Consider the following 17,436-nt stretch of genomic DNA (forward strand, 5'->3'; position numbering starts at 1 on the left):
TTCTATGGAGACATAAGACTTAAAGCTGCCCGGAAAACCTCTGCGCCGTTCGCCTCGTGATGTGAACTTTCTTGCACAGATACAAAACAGATTCGGTATCAGCAGTATCTTACGGACCTCACAAGAAACGTTTCTTTTATGTGATGATATGGAGAACAATGCCTTATCGCAACAGTTTTGTGGGTTTTTTTAATCTCCGCACCCTTCAACAGTTGCCACACCATGTGTTCATTATAAAAAACACTTCAAACACCAACAGAACGCTAAAGATATCGTGTGTCTCCGACGTCCCGCCCTTGCCAGAGCCCTTGGTTTTTCATTACGATTAAAAAATAGAGAGCAGCGAAAGAATCAAATGTCATGGATGTTGGCGGCACACTTTACGCTTTACGCACGCAACGCGGCCTGTCCCAGCGAGAACTGGCGCGGCGATGTGGCGTTGCCAATGGCACAATCTCACTGATTGAATCCAACGCCATCAATCCTTCAGTCGGATTGCTGCGTCAGATTGTTCATGCTCTGCCAATGAATTTATCGGAATTTTTCGCGTTTGAGCATCTGGAAGAGCGTAAGCTTTTCTATCGCGCATCTGAACTGCGGGAGATTGGCGGCAAGGGGATTTCCTACCGCCAGATTGGCACGAACCTGAATGGTCGCGCCTTGCAAATGCTGGATGAAGTCTACGCCCCCCGTACGGATACCGGTAAAACCATGCTGCACCATACAGGGGAAGAAGGCGGCGTGGTCATCAGTGGGGAAATAGAAGTCACAGTTGCGGACCAGCGCGCCATTCTCGGCCCCGGCGACGCTTATTATTTTGACAGCAATCTGCCCCACCGCTTTCGCAACATTAGCAAGGAACCCTGCCACATTGTCAGTGCTGCAACGCCCCCTAGTTTTTAAAAGCAGATGGTTTGATATCTGTCTGCGTGTTGCCAAAATGGGCCAGCACGTAAGAGGCAATGGCCGCAAGCTCTTCTTCTGTATAGGCTTTTGAAAAACCTGGCATAAAAACGCGTCCCTGCCCCGTTTCAAGCGCCGTGCCGTTGCGCAAAACCTGCACCAGATTATCCGCAGCAGGATCTGACACGCTATGTGCCCCGGCAAGAGCGGCCCATTCAGACTGTCGGCCGCGTCCATCCGGCAAATGGCACCCTGCACAGGCCTGGGCAAAGAGCCCCTGCCCTCTGCGTGCAACATCACTCAAAGCGTGGTCTGCCTCAGGCGGCATAGCCTGCGCAACCGGCCCTTCTGCAATAGGCGGCAGACTGCGCAAATACGTAACCATGGCCGCAATATCAGCCTGCGTCATATAGCGCAGACCATGTTCCACAGCTTCCGCCATCGGGCCTGACGCCGCACCTTTGCCGCTGGCTTTACCGGTTGAGAGGTAGGACGTCAGTTGTTCGTCTGTCCAGGCTCCCAAACCGTGCTGCTTGTCTGATGTCAGATTATAGGCGCGCCAGCCAACCTGCACAGCCCCGGCATAGGCTTTGCTACTCAGGCCGTATGTTATGGTGCGAGGGGTGTGGCACTGGCTGCAATGGCCTAACGCTTCCGTCAGATAAGCCCCCCGGTTCCATTGTTCGGACTGAGCCGTATCAGGCTGGAAGCGTTTGTTCGGGTTATTCAGCCAGTTCCAGACGATCATGCCCCAGCGCTGGTTAAATGGAAAATGCAACCTGTTTTGTGGAGCAGGTGCATTCTCAGGCGCCACACTAAACAAATAGGCCTTGATGGCCAGTGCATCTGCATCACTCAGCAGCGTATAAGCCGTATAAGGCATGACGGGGTAAAGATGTTTTCCTCCGCGCCCTACGCCTTCCCGCAACATTTTAAGCCACTCGGCATCCGTATAATTGCCAATCCCGGTTTGCTTGTCTGGCGTAATATTGACGGCAAAAACCGTACCAAAAGGCAACACGAAAGACCGGCCGCCCGTCAGACTTCCGCCTTTAGGGGCCACGTGACAGGCCGCACAATCCGCCGCCCGGAAAAGATACTCGCCACGCTTGATGAGCTCGGGCCGCGTATCGGCCTGAGTTCCTGGAGCACTGTCAGCCAACGCCATGCCACTATAGAAACTCAGCGTGACGGCTACCGCCCCGAGCAGAACATGTTTTAAAGAGCGAAGCGACATCATGCCTTTTCTCCGCCAAGCTGTTTGGCAAAGGGAATACTGCGCAGGCGTTTCCCAGTTGCGGCAAAAAGGGCATTTGCCAGCGCAGGAGCCGCTGCAACAGTGCCCACCTCCCCAATTCCGCCAATTTCCGCATCAGGGTCGGATACCAGATGCACCTGAATATCCGGCGCCTCATTCAGACGCATCATGCGATAATTGTGAAAGTTAGTTTGCTCAACCCGTCCGTCTTTCAACGTGATTTCATTATAGAGCGCCATGGTCAGCCCAAAAATCAGGCCGCCCTGAATTTGCGCCACAATGCCATCGGGAAAAACAATCGGCCCGCAATCCACAGCCGTATGTGCCTGAACAAGACGGATCTGCCCATTTTTCTCAACAGCGACTTCGAGCACAGTGGCCGCCCATGTCTGAAAAGAATAATGGAGCGCAATGCCCATCCCGTGCCCAGCCGGGAGCGCCTTGCCCCAACCGGACTCCTTTTCCACTTCGTTCAGCACTTTCAGCGCGCGGGGCTGGTGAGCCGCCAGCTTTTTACGGAGCGCCAGCGGATCCTGCCCGGATTGATGCGCCAGTTCATCAATCATGCTCTCAACAACAAACACGTTATGTGTTGGGCCGACCCCACGCCACCAGAGCGTCGTCACCGCGTCAGGCTCATCACGGACAAATTCAACCAGTTGATCCGGCATGGCATACGGGGTTTGGGCGGCACCCTCCACAGCATCCGGGTCCAGCCCGTTTTGCATCCCCTCCGGATACCAGCGCGCCGTGACGGATGAGCCTGTCGTGCGATGATGCCATCCACTAATCGCACCATCCTGCGTCAGCCCTGCAGAAATCCGATCATAATAATAGGGGCGGAACTGATCCTGCGTTATATCCTCTTCCCGCGTCCAGATCAGCTTCACAGGATAAGGCACCTGTTTTGCAAAACGAGCGGCCTGACCGATGGAATTGGAATCCAGCCTTCGACCGAACCCACCCCCAATCAGGTGATTATGCACAGCAATACTCTCCGGACGTAAACCCGTTGCATCGGCCACTTCCTGCCGCGCCCGCCCGGGCACCTGCGTCCCTACCCAGACATCCGCTCCGTCTGGCCTGATGTGCAGGGTTGTATTAATCGGCTCCAGCGGCGCATGCGCCAGAAACGGAAGCTCATAAACAGCATCAATCCGCGTGTGCGCCTGCTTCAGAGCCTCCTGCGCATTGCCGTTTTTGACGGCCACAACACCAGACTGTTCTGAAGCCTTTTTCATTTGGGCTAGAATATCAGCAGTGGAGGTTGTCGCGTTTGGGCCATACTCCCACTGCGGAAAGGCCGCTTCCATCCCCTTGATGGCCGCCCACATATGCTCACCTATGACGGCAATGGCATCCGGCAATGTCACCACATCCACGACACCCGGAACAGCCAGTGCTGCAGCCCGATTATACCCGCTTAAATGGCCACCCTTGACCGGACAGGCAATGATACACCCGATCTTCATCCCCGGTATCTGCGCATCGATACCGAACTTCGCGCTTCCATTTGTTTTGGCTTTTGTGTCCAGCCTGCGGGGGCTTGTCCCAATCAGAGTAAAATCAGAAGCGGGTTTAAGAGACACTTTTGCGGGCACCGGCTGATGCGTCGCTGCCCCCGCAAGCTCTCCATAAGACAGACTGCGCCCACTCGCTGAATGGAAAACCCGACCGTCCCTTGCCTGACAGGCATTTTCCGGCACACCCCAGATTTGCGCAGCAGCAGAAACCAGCATCATGCGGGCCGCAGCTCCGGCTTCCCGCAGGGGGATCCAGCTATCCCGCGTTGAGGATGATCCGCCCGTTTCTTCTTCACCTGCCACGCTATCAACATAGGCGGGGTCAGCCGGAGCGGCCTCAACAGACACCTGATCCAGCGTCACGCCCAGCTCTTCTGCCAGCAGCATGGAAATACCGGTGTAGATCCCCTGCCCCATTTCTGCATAACGCATAATCAGCGTCACACTGCCCTGCGGCGTAATCCGAATGAACGCGTTAGGCCGGAACACAACACCTGTCGCTGTGTCCTGCGCATGGGAAGCTTTTAACAGCGGCAGCCCCGGCAGAAAGGCGGACAAAAGAAATCCACCGCCACCACTCAACGCTGCTCCCAGTAAAGCCCGACGGGATGTGGACAAATTTTTACGCGTCATGGGAGGCGGCTTTATGAATGGCTTTACGGATACGCACATAGGTTCCGCAACGGCAGATATTGCCGGCCATAGCCTCATCAATATCCGCATCGGTTGGCTGCGGGGTCTGCTGCAACAAAGCCGTTGCAGCCATAATCTGCCCGGACTGGCAATAGCCACACTGAATGACTTCCTCATCCAGCCAGGCCTGCTGCACTTTTGCGCCGGTTTCTGTGTGTTCAACTGCCTCAATGGTCAGAATGTCATGCCCGGCAGCGGCGGCAACTGTCAGCAAGCAGGCTCTTACAGGCTGCCCATCCAGATGCACCGTGCACGCCCCGCACTGTGCAACACCGCACCCATATTTTGTGCCCGTCAGACCAAGAATATCGCGCAGCACCCAGAGCACCGGCATATCCGGCGGCACATCGACCTCGCGTAATACACTATTGATTTTGAGATCAAACCTCATGCGAGCCCGGCCTTACTGCGAGTGTGTTGGATATCTGCCAGACAGGCTACCCCATTTTCAGCCAGAGAGCGCACTAAAAATGCACGCATCAGTCTTTTCAGACGATATTTTGTTAGAGAGATCTAATACACACATGCGTCAGCAGCCTTATTACGCCTCCCTCTCCTTATCTCCTGCCGAAAATCCATTTTAATTTCTTAAAGTTCGAGCGAGAGTGCATCAGCCATCACGAACTATATTTATAGAAACATAATGGCTGATGTTTGATGTCAGAGGTCGCCTGTCAGAAACTGTGCGCGGCCCAGACCAAAGCTCCAGTGTTCGTCAGAATTCTGCACAATGGACACCATGAGATCAGCCGGCTTCAGGCCACAGTCTTTCTCCAGCTTTTCTGCCAGAAGGCGATAAAACTCAGTAATCTGCTCCTTTGAGCGTGGACGCGACACAACCTGAAGCAGCACCACCTTATCGGTCCGGGGAATATCCAGCCCCGTATCTTCAATAATCATGTGGGTTTTATCGTGCTCGGAAACGAGCTGATACCGGTCACGCTCCGGCACTTTGAAGGCTTCCAGCATAGCTGCGTGAGCGGAATCCAGCAGTTCACGAATTTCGGTCGCGTTCCGGCTACCTTTGACAATATGAAAATGCAGAAGAGGCATAAAAAACAATCCTTTTTTCAGAAAGACTTCGTAAAAACGCAAAACTCAACCAACGGCTTCAATCACGTTCCGGAGTGTGAGCATCATGTCTTTCAACTCCTGCTCTGTGGAGATGAAGGGAGGTCCAAAAGAAATGATATCTCCCGTAACCCGCAGTAGAAGCCCCTGCCGCAGCCCTTCTTCAAACACCGCTGTGCCACGCACCCCGGCTCCGGCTTCTGCGGGTTCCAGTTCAACCGCAGCCGTCAGGCCGATATTGCGAATATCTGCAATATTTTTCAGGCCTTTCAGGCTATGGGCAGCATCTTCCAGCACCGGTTCCAGCGCACGGGCACGCTCAAACAGTCCTTCACTCTCCATAACGTCCAGCACCACATGCCCCACGGCAGCAGCAAGTGGATGACCGGAATAGGTATAGCCGTGGCAGAATTCGATGGCGCTCTGCGGGCCTGTCATGAAGGTCTTGTAAATTTCATCCGTCACAATCACGCCGCCCATTGGCACAACGCCATTGGTCACTGCCTTAGCAAATGTGATGATATCCGGCTTCACCCCAAAACGCTGCGCCGCAAAAGGCGCGCCCATACGCCCAAAGCCGGTAATCACTTCATCAAAAATCAGCAGAATACCGTGCTGGGTGCAGATCTCGCGCAGCCGCTCCAGATAGCCAAGCGGCGGTACAATCACGCCCGTTGAGCCCTGGATAGGCTCCACAATCACCGCGGCAATGGTTGAGGCATCATGCAGCGTCACCAGCCGCACCAGATCTTCTGCCCGATGCGTACCCCATGTGGGCTGCCCACGCGTAAACGCCATATGCTTGGGCTCATAGGTATGACGCAGATGGTCAACACCCGGCATCATGCCCGCAGCAAACATTTTCCGATTGGAGAGAATCCCCCCCACCGACATGCCGCCAAACCCGACGCCGTGATACCCACGCTCACGTCCGATCATGCGGAAGCGGTTGCCTGCGCCTTTAAGCCGGTGATAGCCCAAAGCCACCTTCAGGGCTGTATCGACGGCTTCAGATCCGGAGTTGGCAAAAAACACATGGTTCATGCCGTCCGGAGCCATGTCGGCAATACGCTGAGCCAGAGACAGCGCGCCTTCATGCGTCAACTGAAAACACGGAGCGAAATCAAGCTTCTCAACCTGCGCCTTGACCGCCTCTGCAATCAGCGGGTGTCCATGCCCCAAAGGCGTACACCACAAGCCAGATAGCGTATCAAACACCTTGTTACCATCAAGCGTCTGATAATACGCTCCTTTGGCGGAGACCAGCGTTCGGGGCACCGGATTAGCCTGCAACACCCGGCTGGCCGTAAAAGGCTGCCAGTATGTTCCCTTTTCCGCAGTGGCAACTGGGTCAAAGTTTCCCGTCACATTCGGCATCGACTACTGTCCCTCTTATCACCGCCAGCATAGTGCACAGGCGTTTTCGATAACAAACAGTAACGGCTTCCTTCTTTCTGTCCTATGTACAGTTGCGCATATTTTTCAGAAACTGTACTGCATTCTAATGGTTAAGACCGTTTCCCCCTCCATTGTGCTTGATCCAAGCCAGCCGACACCCCTCATTTCCCAACTTGTGGAGGCTATGACCGAGCAGATCCACAATGGCACCCTTCTGGCACAGGAGCGGCTTCCGTCCATTCGTCGCATGGCGGCACTCTGCAACGTCAGTCCCATTACGGTCGCCAATGCGTATACCCGGCTGGTGTCCGCCGGCCTGCTCGATGTGCGCGACCGAGGTGGCTATTACGTCAAGGCCTCACCGCTTCTGGCAACACAACGCCCGCCAATCGACTCACTCTGGCTTTTGCAACATGCGTATGAGGACAACGCCCCCATCATCAAAGCCGGATGCGGCTGGCTGGCCCAGCCCTACATTTTTACCAATGCCGTAAAACAAGGGCTGAAAGCGCTTAAGCAATCCCCCAATCTGGCCTCCATGCTGGACTATGGAAGCCCTTATGGCCTGACCGAACTCCGTCGCTCCATTCGGCGGCTCTTAGCAAAACGGGATATTCCCTGCGTTGAAGACGGCATTATTCTGACGCATGGCGCCAGTCAGGCACTGGAACTGGTCCTGCGGGCCTTAACACAACCAGATGACACCGTGCTGGTGGATGACCCCGGGTACTGCAACCTGTATCCGCTTCTTCAAAGTCTCGGCCTCAAAGTCATCGGGATCGCCCGCACTCCTGCCGGTCCCAGCCCCGAGTTGTTCGAACGGGCCGTCAAGACGCATCAGCCCAAACTGTTCGTCACAACCTCCATACTCCACAACCCGACAGGCAGTTGTGTGACGAGCGACAATGTGGCGACCATTCACGCACTCGCCGTTCAACATGGCGTTGCCATTATTGAGGACAACATCTTTCTGGATTTAACGCCCGAAAGCCAGCCCTGCCACGCACGATACGATAAACTCCAGAATATCATTCATATTAGCAGTTTTTCAAAAACCATTGCCCCCGGCCTGCGCGTTGGCTATCTGGCCTGCGCGCCTGAGGTTGGCAAGCGTATCCTGCGCTACAAAATGGCCGCCAGCCTGACCAGCGCGGGGTTAAACGAAGCAACGGTTCTGAGTATTATAAAAACCGGCCAATACGGACACCATTTGACGGACCTGAGAGAACGCTTGTTTCAGGCCCAGAAAACTGTCTGCCAGTCTTTGGTGAATGTTGGCATGACGCTCTCTCTCCGCCCTATGGGCGGCCTGTTTGCATGGGCACGCTTTGGGAAAGACGTCTCCACACATGCCGTTGCAGAACGTGCCGCTGCGGACGATATCCTGCTGGCACCCGGCTCTCTGTTCCGCCCGGAACGCTCGGATTCACAATGGTTCCGCTTTAACGTCACCCATTCCAACCACGCCCGTCTTTACGCTTTTTTAGAGAAAGAAAACAAAGGGCGGTAAAGAGACACAGCCGTTTATAGCCTGCCACAGTTGAGGTCGGCTCTGGCGACCCGGCATATTTGAAGTAATCTTCCCGCACAGAGAGCGGGGAACAATTTCCTCTCTCCTACGTTAATAGTCGTAGCGCGCCATCCCCTCCCTCGCAAAAGACAGGAGGCAGATGGGCATTTTTCGATAGAAAACACGTGTTTTAGTTCTTCTGTGATACCTAGCGATCAAGGAGAAAACCATGACTCTCCGGCCTCCCCTCCGCTGGACTGCGTCCTAGGCGGCCGCAAACAGCAAAGGGGTTTACAAGAAAATCTTCTAAAACCAGAAGCCCAATTACGCAGAAATCTTTTCCTCTTCACAGCGCTAAGACGGAGCAACAGCATGGACGGCTCTACGGATTTTCCTCGCCATGCAACGGGCCAATCAGCCCGCTCATCTTTGTGGCGGCGTCTCTTCAAGCCCGATACATCCTTTTACTGGCAGAACGATGGAGCTCCGGTAAAAAGCGAAATTTTCGGCATTGAGCGCCTTGAGGCACATGCCCGTAGTCTGGCCGTTGCTCAGACAATTACTCAGAAAAGCAAGACAAGCAGTTATCCTTTAAAACATCGTCTGGCAGAAAATGGCGTTTTTCTCCGTAAAACAGATGTCGCTATTACAGAAGCGCTCCAGGCCGGGAAACAGTTAACACCTGCCGCCCAATGGCTTGCCGACAATTATGCGCTGATTGATATGCAGATCAGGGAAACGAGCCTTGACCTGTCACCCGGTTATTATGCGCGCCTTCCCAAGCTGGCAAACGGACCGTTTGAAGGGTTACCCCGAATTTTTGGCGTGATATGGGCTCTTGTCGCGCACACTGACAGCCACTTGCATCAGGATATTCTCTGCCGCTATCTGCTGGCCTATCAAAGCGTTACGCCTCTCACAATCGGAGAACTCTGGGCTGTCCCCATGACCTTGCGGATTGTGCTGATTGAAAATCTGCGCCGGACCGCTCATGCCATCATCAACAATAACAACAGTCGCCGAGCGGCTGATCTTTTTGCTGACAGACTTGAAAAAACCCGTAAAGACGAAGAACTCTCTATCCAGAAGGTTCTGGCGCTCGTTGAGCCAGAAAGCCTGACCCCGGCCTTTGTTGCCCGTCTGGTTCATCGCTCCAGAGGGTTGGATCTGGAGAAAGATCCTGCTCTGGTGTGGCTTGAACAACGTCTGGCGGACAAGAAGAGTAGTATTGAAAAAACCATTCAGGATGATTTTCAGAATCAAGGAGCGTTTAACGCTACCGTTCGCAATATTATCACAAGCCTGCGGCTGATTACGGGACTGGACTGGACAGAAATTTTTGAGCAGGTTTGTCTGATTGATAAAGCCTTCACAAATTATCCCAGCTTTACTCAAGCCGATTTTACAAGCCGGGACCTGTATCGCAAAGCCATTGAAGATCTGGCACTTGGCAGCAAAGTCTCTGAGCTCGATATTGCCCACCGTGCCATTACCTTTGCACAACAGGCAGAGGAAACGCACGCATCCGACCCGCGCAAAAGCGACCCTGGCTATTACCTTCTCTTAGAGGGACGCCTTGAGCTTGAAGCAGAAATAGGGTTTTCCCCTCCCCTTTCCAGAAAGTTTATACGCGATTTCTGCCATCAGGGAATTACAGGATATAGTCTGGCCATTTTTGCCCTCTCACTTTTTTTCCTGAGTATTCCCATCTGGATTTCAGAAAAAGAATACACGCACACCTTTTGGCTGGTGCTTGTCGTTCTCTGCGCGGGGATCCCTACGTCTGAGGCCGCAGTCGCCTGTATAAACAGGCTCGCTCTTCGCGCAGTAAAAGTCACCATGCTGCCGGGCCTTGAGCTTCTGCAGGGCATTCCGGACCATATGCGCACTCTTGTGGTCATTCCCGCGCTTCTAACCGATGCAAAAACTGTCAAAGAGCTTTTGACACGGCTTGAAGTCCACTATCTGGCGACGCATGACAGAGGCGTCCATTTTGCCCTCCTGACAGACTGGAAAGATTGTGACACCGAGACCAGCGCGGATGATGGCGTACTGTTGCATCAGGCCGTGACCGGTATCGCTCTACTCAATCAGCGCTTTGGTCCCTCTCCTAATGGAGACCGATTTCTGCTTTTGCACCGTCGGCGGATCTGGAGTGAGTGTGAGGGCGTATGGATGGGGTGGGAGCGCAAGCGCGGAAAGCTCCATGAACTGAACCGCCTGCTACGCGGCGCCACAGACACTACGTTTCTTGACGATCAGAACCGCCTTCTCCCGCAAAACGTCCGCTATGTTGTCACACTGGATGCGGATACCCGTCTTCCTCTGGAAACAGTCCGGCGTCTGGTTGGCAAGCTTGCTCACCCTCTTAATACCCCACAATTCAATCCTGAAACGCGTAGAGTTGAGAAAGGGTATGCCATTCTCCAACCCCGGGTAACGCCGTCTCTCCCTGTGGGGCATCACAGTACGGTCTTTCAAAAAATCTATTCTACATCCAGTGGGATTGATGTCTATTCCGCTGCTATATCAGATCTTTATCAGGACATGTTTGGAGAAGGCTCTTACGCCGGAAAAGGCATTTATGACGTTGATGCTTTTGAATCCGCTCTTGCCGGCCGTGTGCCGGAAGGCACCCTTCTGAGCCATGATCTGTTTGAAGGCATTTTTGCACGTGCAGCGCTGGCCTCTGATATTGAAGTGGTTGAGGAATTTCCGACCGATTACATGGTCTCCGCTCAACGGCTGCATCGCTGGACGCGTGGTGACTGGCAACTCCTGCCATGGATTATTTCCGGCACAGCAAAAACGCCGCTACCGCATGACCGTCTGTCCGGCATAGCCCGCTGGAAAATGGTGGATAACCTGCGCCGGACACTCTGCGCTCCATTCACCCTCTTCACCTTGCTGTCCGCCTGGCTTCTTACGCCTGAAAATGCCGCTGTCTGGACACTCTTTATCATTCTGATCGTCGCTCTTCCTGCATTCCTGCCTGTCCTGCCTGATCTTTTTCCACGGCGCGAATGGATCACTTTTCGGAACTATTTCAGCGTCATTACCGCACACCTCACGACTGCTGCCATCATGACAGCTCTCAATCTCACATTTCTGGCCCATCAGGCTTTTCTGATGATGGATGCCATCGGTCGGACGCTCGTACGTGTGTTCATAACGCGGCGCCTGCTATTGCAGTGGGTTCCGGCTGCCCACACGGCACACCTGCTCCAGTCGGGCATGGCACAATATTATCAGAAAATGGTGGCAGCCCCCATTTTTGCTGGCGTGCTGACACTCTACGTCACGTGGACAGACCCGGAGACCCTCCTTTTATGCGCGCCTCTTGCCTGCCTCTGGGCTCTGTCCCCCGCTCTCGCTTTGTGGACCAGCCGCTCTCCCATCATCCCGTCTCAGTCCCGCCCTTCCAGAACTGATATCAGAACACTCCGCCTCACCGCGCGCAGGACATGGCGTTTTTTTGAAACCTTCGTCACTCCGGCTGATAATATGCTGCCGCCAGACAACTTTCAGGAAGACCCCAGCCCCGTTCTGGCCCGACGCACCTCACCGACCAATATTGGCCTCTATCTGCTTTGCTCCATCAACGCGCGCGACTTTGGGTGGTCCGGCCTTCAGGACACTGTAGAACGGCTGGAATCCACCCTGAAAACAGTCCGGAAAATGGAGAAATACCGGGGCCATTTATACAACTGGTATAGTACAGAAACCCTTGAGCCTCTGAACCCTCTTTATGTTTCTACGGTGGATAGCGGCAATTTTGCCGGGCATCTCATAACCGTTGCCAGCACCTGCCGTGAATGGCTCACGCAGGAAACCGAACCCCATGACTGGCGGGCAGGCCTTTCCGACGCCATCACAATCGCCATTATGGAAATCACCTTTCAAGACGGAATACGCCTTCAGCTGACCAAACAGCAGCGCGTCCTCCTCAGGTCTCTTGGAAAACTGAAAAACGCTGTTCTGTCCGCGCCAGAAGACAAAACCAGCCTTACGCTGACGCATTTCCTCCAGCCCGCCAAAATCATTGCGGAGCATGCAACGCACGTGTTCCCATTCCCGGAAGAGGCATCCATAGCCTCGTCCAGAGACCCGGCCTTCTGGGCCTCAGCACCCCTCCGCACCTTGGAAAGTCATCTGCGCGATTTCGACCAGTCTCGAAAATCCGGTCTCCTTGACCGTATTCAAACGCTGGAAGAGCAGGCCCAGCAGCTTGCAAACGAGATGGACTTCAGTTTTCTACGTGATACATCGCGCAAACTGCTCTCCATCGGCTTTCTGGTGTCTGAAGACACACCCGATGCCAACTGTTACGACCTTCTGGCGTCGGAAGCACGGCTGGCTGTGTATTTTGCCATCGCCAAAGGCGACATTCCCGCACGAGACTGGTTCCGCCTTGGCAGGGCCATAACACCTTCCGGCAATGGGGCAGCGCTTGTTTCCTGGTCTGGCTCCATGTTCGAATATCTCATGCCATCTCTGGTCATGCGCGCACCTGTGGGAAGCCTGCTACAGGAGACAAACGCCAGAATTGTGCAGCGGCAGATAGCCTACGGCCAGAGCAGAAATATTCCATGGGGTATTTCCGAAGCTGCTTATAACGTCCGGGATCTTGATTATACCTATCAGTATTCAAATTTTGGCGTTCCGGGACTAGGCCTTAAACGGGGCCTCGCGCAGGATCTGGTCGTGGCCCCCTATGCCACCTTACTGGCCGCGATGATTGATCCACAAAAAGCTGTTGCCAATCTTTCCCTTCTAGAAAAAACCGGCGCGCAGGGGCAATACGGCTTTTTTGAAGCTCTGGATTATACGCCCGAACGTATTCCCGAGAACCAGACTGTGGCTATTGTCCGCGCTTACATGGCGCACCATCAGGGCATGTCCATTCTCGCGGTTGCCGATACCGTCCTGAACGGGCTCATGAGAACCCGTTTCCATAATGACCCCACCATGGCCTCTGCAGAACTGCTCCTACAGGAACGCGCGCCAGACAAAAGCGCTGTAGCCCGCCCCCTCCCTGCTGAACAGGCTATTCCCGCCCCGGCTCCCGATGCGACGATACGCGCAGGCCGCTACTATAACACGGCCTACACGCAGGAGCCGGTAACCCATCTGCTTTCAAACGGTCGTTATACTGTCATGCTCACATCCGCTGGTTCTGGCTACAGCAGCTGGTATGGACATATGCTGACCCGGTGGCGGGAAGACCCTACGCTCGACCAGCACGGTTCTTATTTCTACCTGAAAAACGTCAAAACAGGGTTTGTCTGGTCTGCTGGCATCCAGCCCTGCGGGACCATACCTGATGATTATCTAGTTGGTTTTCATGAAGACCGTGCAGAAATTTCACGTCGGGATGGTCCTCTCACCACTACCATGGACATCATGGTTTCTGCTGAAGATGACGCTGAAGTCCGACACCTCACGCTCTCCAATGCGGGTCATGAGACGCAGGACATTGATATCACCTCCTATGCTGAACTCGCCCTTCTGAGCCAGGATTCAGACCTTGCTCATCCCGCCTTTACCAAACTGTTCGTTCAGACCGAGTATCTTCCGGAAGCCAAGGCTCTTATTGCCACACGCAGGAGGAGAACCCCGGATGAGGCAGAAATCTGGGTGGCCCACCTCGCTGTTTCTCACCTTCCCATCAGCATGGGGACTGACCGGGCAGACTTTATCGGCCGCAACCATACAGTGCGGTCTCCGGCTGCTATTACGAGAAAAACAGCTTTATCCGGGCAAACAGGGACTGTTCTTGACCCCTCTTTCTCTCTTCGTTGCCGAGCCACGCTCAAACCGGGCACCACAACACGCATTTCTTTCTGGACCATGGCGGCATCATCGCGGGAAAAATTGCTGGACCTGATTGATACACACAAGGACGCTGCTGCTCTTGACCGCGTGCGCACACTGGCTTGGACGCAGGCGCAAATCCAGTTGCGTCACCTTGACATCCACCCGACGGAAGCTGACCTGTTCCAGCGTCTGGCAAGCCATATCCTGTTTGCAGGCTCGTCTCTGCGCACCTCGTCCCAGGCCATCAGGCTCGGCGCTGGTCCCCAGACAGGTTTGTGGGAACTCGGTATTTCAGGCGACCTGCCTCTCGTAGTGCTGACAATCAAGGAAAATTCAGGGACAGACATCGTGCGGCAGGTTCTGCTGGCTCATGAATATTTCCGCCTCAAACAGCTCCCGATTGATCTGATTATCCTGAACGACCATCCCTCTTCATACCTGCAGGACCTCCAGATCTCTTTGGAAAATCTGGTGCGTTCCATCCCTAAAGCCGCAACCGGCGGCGGGTCCGTTCGTATTTTACGGACTGATCTGCTCCCACCCGGCACTCTGGCGCTTCTCCTGTCCGTCGCGCGCGTTGTTCTGGGGGCTAAAGACAGCCTAGAAGAGCAGCTTGATGTGGCAGAATCCCAGCCTGCGCAGACGCCCCCTGCCTTTCAGCCTATGCCCACTTCTGATCCTGCTGCTTTTGACACGCCGCCCGTGCCAGAACTGGAATTCTTCAATGGCTATGGTGGGTTTGCAAACAATGGGGAAACCTATATTGTGGTGCTGTCTCCCGGCACCTCCACCCCGGCTCCGTGGATCAACGTTATAGCCAACGAGACATTCGGCTTTCTGGCCTCCGCCGAAGGCAGCGGGCACACATGGGCTCTCAACAGCCGGGAACATCAGATCACGCCTTGGTCCAATGATCCGGTCAGCAATCCGCCGGGGGAAATTTTCTACCTGCGCGATGAACAAACCCATACCCTGTGGAGCCTTACTGCCGCCGCCCGCAGAGATGCCGCGGCAACCTACGTCACGCATCATGGACGGGGCTATACGCGCTACGAACGGATCGCCCACGGCATTGCCAGCAGCCTGTTGCAATATGTTCCGCCAGCAGACCCGGTAAAACTCTCACGTATTCAACTACATAATCTTTCGGGAGGGTCCCGCACCCTGTCCCTCACAAGCTATGTGGAGTGGGTTCTGGGAACCTCCCGCACGAAAACTGCGCCTTTCATCACTACGGAAAAAGACCTCAAAACTGGCGCCCTCTTTGCCAGAAACCAGTGGGATGGGACCTATGGCTCCCGTGTCGCTTTTGCCGATCTGGGCAGCTACGTCACCACCATTTCCGGAGATCGCAAGAGCTTTGTCGGGCGGAACGGGTCACTGGATAACCCCGGAGCCTTTACCCATTCTGATGGCCTGCACAGTGCAACAGGAGCAGGGCTGGACCCGTGTGGCATCCTCCAGACTCTTATTACGCTGCCTGCCAATGGCCGGGTGGAAATTGTCTTTCTGTTGGGTGAAGCGGCGGACGAAGCCGAGGCAAGGCGGCTCATTCTCCAGTATCGTACAGCAGACCTTGATGACGTTCTCCAGGCCGTTACTGAAAAATGGAACACAGTCTGCCATGCTGTTCAGGTCAAAACCCCGGATAGAAGCATGGATATCATGCTGAATGGCTGGCTTTTGTATCAGACCCTCTCCAGCCGCGTTCTGGCCAGAGCAGGCTTTTATCAGGCCAGTGGCGCCTTTGGCTTCCGGGATCAGTTGCAGGATGGCATGGCGCTGGCCACATCTTCCCCTGAGCGTGTTCGGGAGCACATTTTACGGGCGGCCTCTCGCCAGTTTCCGGAAGGTGATGTGCAGCATTGGTGGCTTCCTCAAACCGGCTCCGGGGTCCGCACCCACATTTCAGATGATTGCACCTGGCTGGCCTACACTGTTGCCCACTATGTCACGACAACGGGGGACAAGGCTGTTCTGGATGAAACCATAGGCTTCCTTGAGGCTCCCCCTCTGCCAATTACAGAACACGACCATTTTACGGTGCCTGCACTCTCTTCTGAAAAAGCCAGTCTTTTTGAGCATTGTGCACGGGCACTGGACCATAGTCTGCCTGTAGGAGCCCATGGCCTGCCGCTTATGGGAACAGGAGACTGGAATGACGGCATGAACAGGGTGGGAGAACAGGGGCGAGGAGAAAGCGTCTGGCTTGGCTGGTTCCTCTACACCACCCTGAAGATCTTCATTCCTCTGGCCCTTGAGCGCCATGACACTGTTCGGGCCACGCAATGGCACAGCCATACGGAAAAGCTTGCCAACGCTCTGGAACGCGCATGGGATGGAGACTGGTATCTCCGCGCCTATTTTGATGACGGCACGCCCCTTGGTTCTCACAAAAACACGGAATGCCAGATTGATGCCATTTCCCAGTCCTGGGCTGTTCTGTCTAACGCGGCCTCCCCGGAACGCACACATCTCGCCATGCACTCAGCCGTTGAGCATCTTGTTCGGCCGCAGGACGGGCTGATCCTTGTTCTCACGCCACCTTTTGATAAAGCCCTGCCTGACCCCGGTTATATCCGGGGTTATCCACCCGGTGTGCGGGAAAATGGGGGGCAATATACCCATGCTGCCCTCTGGACTGTGATGGCCATTGCCGCACAGGGAGATGGCAATCAGGCCCATGCTTTGTTCAACATGCTTAACCCCATCGAGCACGCCCGGACAAAAGAGGAGGCAAACCGGTACAAACTGGAGCCTTACGTGATTGCTGCGGATATTTATTCCGTCGCGCCCCATACAGGGCGAGGCGGCTGGTCCTGGTATACCGGCTCTGCCGGGTGGATGCAGCGCACAGGCATTGAATCCCTTCTCGGCATTCGCATTCAGGGGGACATGCTTTTGATAAACCCTTGCATTCCTCAGGACTGGTCTGAATTTGAAGTTACCCTGCAGTGGCGCAGCAGTCAGTATCACTGCATCATCAGGAACCTTAACCGTATCAGCTACAGCACGTCCCCCACCCTAACCGTAGATAATATCCTCGTGGGGAAAACAGACAGATTTCAGCTCCAGGATGATGGAGAGAGCCATACAGTCATTTATTCTCTTTAGTTGAAAGCCGCGACATACCTGTGACATTAAGAGAGAAGGATTTTTCTTAATGTCACAGTATTTCTCACGCGTTAACGAGAACCCATGCCGATAAATTTTATGTCCAAATATTTCTATCATGCGCTTGCAGCACTCTGCTTTTCAGCGCT

General features: G+C 54.5%; 8 protein-coding genes. 3 read left to right on the top strand and 5 right to left on the bottom strand.

Going from position 1 to position 17,436, the window contains the following annotated elements:
- The first annotated feature begins 360 nt into the window (after positions 1-360).
- The gene (locus AD930_RS08480) at positions 361-903 is read left to right on the top strand and encodes a cupin domain-containing protein (RefSeq protein WP_061505886.1); all 543 of its coding nucleotides are present in this window, start codon (positions 361-363) and stop codon (positions 901-903) included.
- On the opposite strand, the gene AD930_RS08485 is transcribed toward AD930_RS08480, so the two are convergent.
- The 5 genes from AD930_RS08485 to AD930_RS08505 form a co-directional block, all read right to left on the bottom strand.
- Complete coding sequence (locus AD930_RS08485; RefSeq protein ID WP_244150540.1) at positions 893-2,143, bottom strand: cytochrome c; 1,251 nt, start codon at positions 2,141-2,143, stop codon at positions 893-895. The two genes, AD930_RS08480 and AD930_RS08485, sit on opposite strands and share 11 nt — an antisense overlap.
- A complete protein-coding gene (locus AD930_RS08490; RefSeq protein WP_061505887.1) occupies positions 2,140-4,317 on the bottom strand; it encodes a xanthine dehydrogenase family protein molybdopterin-binding subunit in 2,178 nt (725 codons plus the stop codon). Before AD930_RS08490 ends, AD930_RS08485 begins: the two co-directional genes overlap by 4 nt.
- Positions 4,307-4,768, bottom strand: coding sequence for a (2Fe-2S)-binding protein (locus AD930_RS08495; protein ID WP_043551042.1), 462 nt, complete (start codon positions 4,766-4,768; stop codon positions 4,307-4,309). Before AD930_RS08495 ends, AD930_RS08490 begins: the two co-directional genes overlap by 11 nt.
- Before the next feature lie 269 nt (positions 4,769-5,037).
- Positions 5,038-5,430, bottom strand: a complete 393-nt coding sequence (locus AD930_RS08500) for a tautomerase family protein (protein ID WP_043551044.1) — start codon at positions 5,428-5,430, stop codon at positions 5,038-5,040.
- A 45-nt stretch (positions 5,431-5,475) separates the two neighbouring features.
- Positions 5,476-6,825, bottom strand: a complete 1,350-nt coding sequence (locus tag AD930_RS08505) for an aspartate aminotransferase family protein (RefSeq protein WP_061505888.1) — start codon at positions 6,823-6,825, stop codon at positions 5,476-5,478.
- Between the two features lie 127 nt (positions 6,826-6,952).
- On the opposite strand from AD930_RS08505, the gene AD930_RS08510 reads away from it, so the two are divergent.
- A complete protein-coding gene (locus AD930_RS08510; RefSeq protein ID WP_061505889.1) occupies positions 6,953-8,356 on the top strand; it encodes an aminotransferase-like domain-containing protein in 1,404 nt (467 codons plus the stop codon).
- A 372-nt stretch (positions 8,357-8,728) separates the two neighbouring features.
- Positions 8,729-17,287 carry a GH36-type glycosyl hydrolase domain-containing protein gene (locus AD930_RS08515; RefSeq protein WP_082781778.1) on the top strand — a complete coding sequence of 2,853 codons (8,559 nt, stop codon included), beginning with the start codon at positions 8,729-8,731 and terminating at the stop codon, positions 17,285-17,287.
- Positions 17,288-17,436 lie beyond the last annotated feature (149 nt).

Origin of the sequence: Acetobacter malorum, assembly GCF_001580615.1 — a bacterium.
Taxonomy (GTDB): Bacteria; Pseudomonadota; Alphaproteobacteria; order Acetobacterales; family Acetobacteraceae; genus Acetobacter; species Acetobacter malorum.

Bases quoted from the DNA above. Each gene is read 5' to 3' on its own strand.
- AD930_RS08480 (WP_061505886.1), top strand. From the start codon at position 361: ATGGATGTTGGCGGCACACTTTACGCTTTACGCACGCAACGCGGCCTG.
- AD930_RS08485 (WP_244150540.1), bottom strand. From the start codon at position 2,143: ATGATGTCGCTTCGCTCTTTAAAACATGTTCTGCTCGGGGCGGTAGCC.
- AD930_RS08490 (WP_061505887.1), bottom strand. From the start codon at position 4,317: ATGACGCGTAAAAATTTGTCCACATCCCGTCGGGCTTTACTGGGAGCA.
- AD930_RS08495 (WP_043551042.1), bottom strand. From the start codon at position 4,768: ATGAGGTTTGATCTCAAAATCAATAGTGTATTACGCGAGGTCGATGTG.
- AD930_RS08500 (WP_043551044.1), bottom strand. From the start codon at position 5,430: ATGCCTCTTCTGCATTTTCATATTGTCAAAGGTAGCCGGAACGCGACC.
- AD930_RS08505 (WP_061505888.1), bottom strand. From the start codon at position 6,825: ATGCCGAATGTGACGGGAAACTTTGACCCAGTTGCCACTGCGGAAAAG.
- AD930_RS08510 (WP_061505889.1), top strand. From the start codon at position 6,953: ATGGTTAAGACCGTTTCCCCCTCCATTGTGCTTGATCCAAGCCAGCCG.
- AD930_RS08515 (WP_082781778.1), top strand. From the start codon at position 8,729: ATGGACGGCTCTACGGATTTTCCTCGCCATGCAACGGGCCAATCAGCC.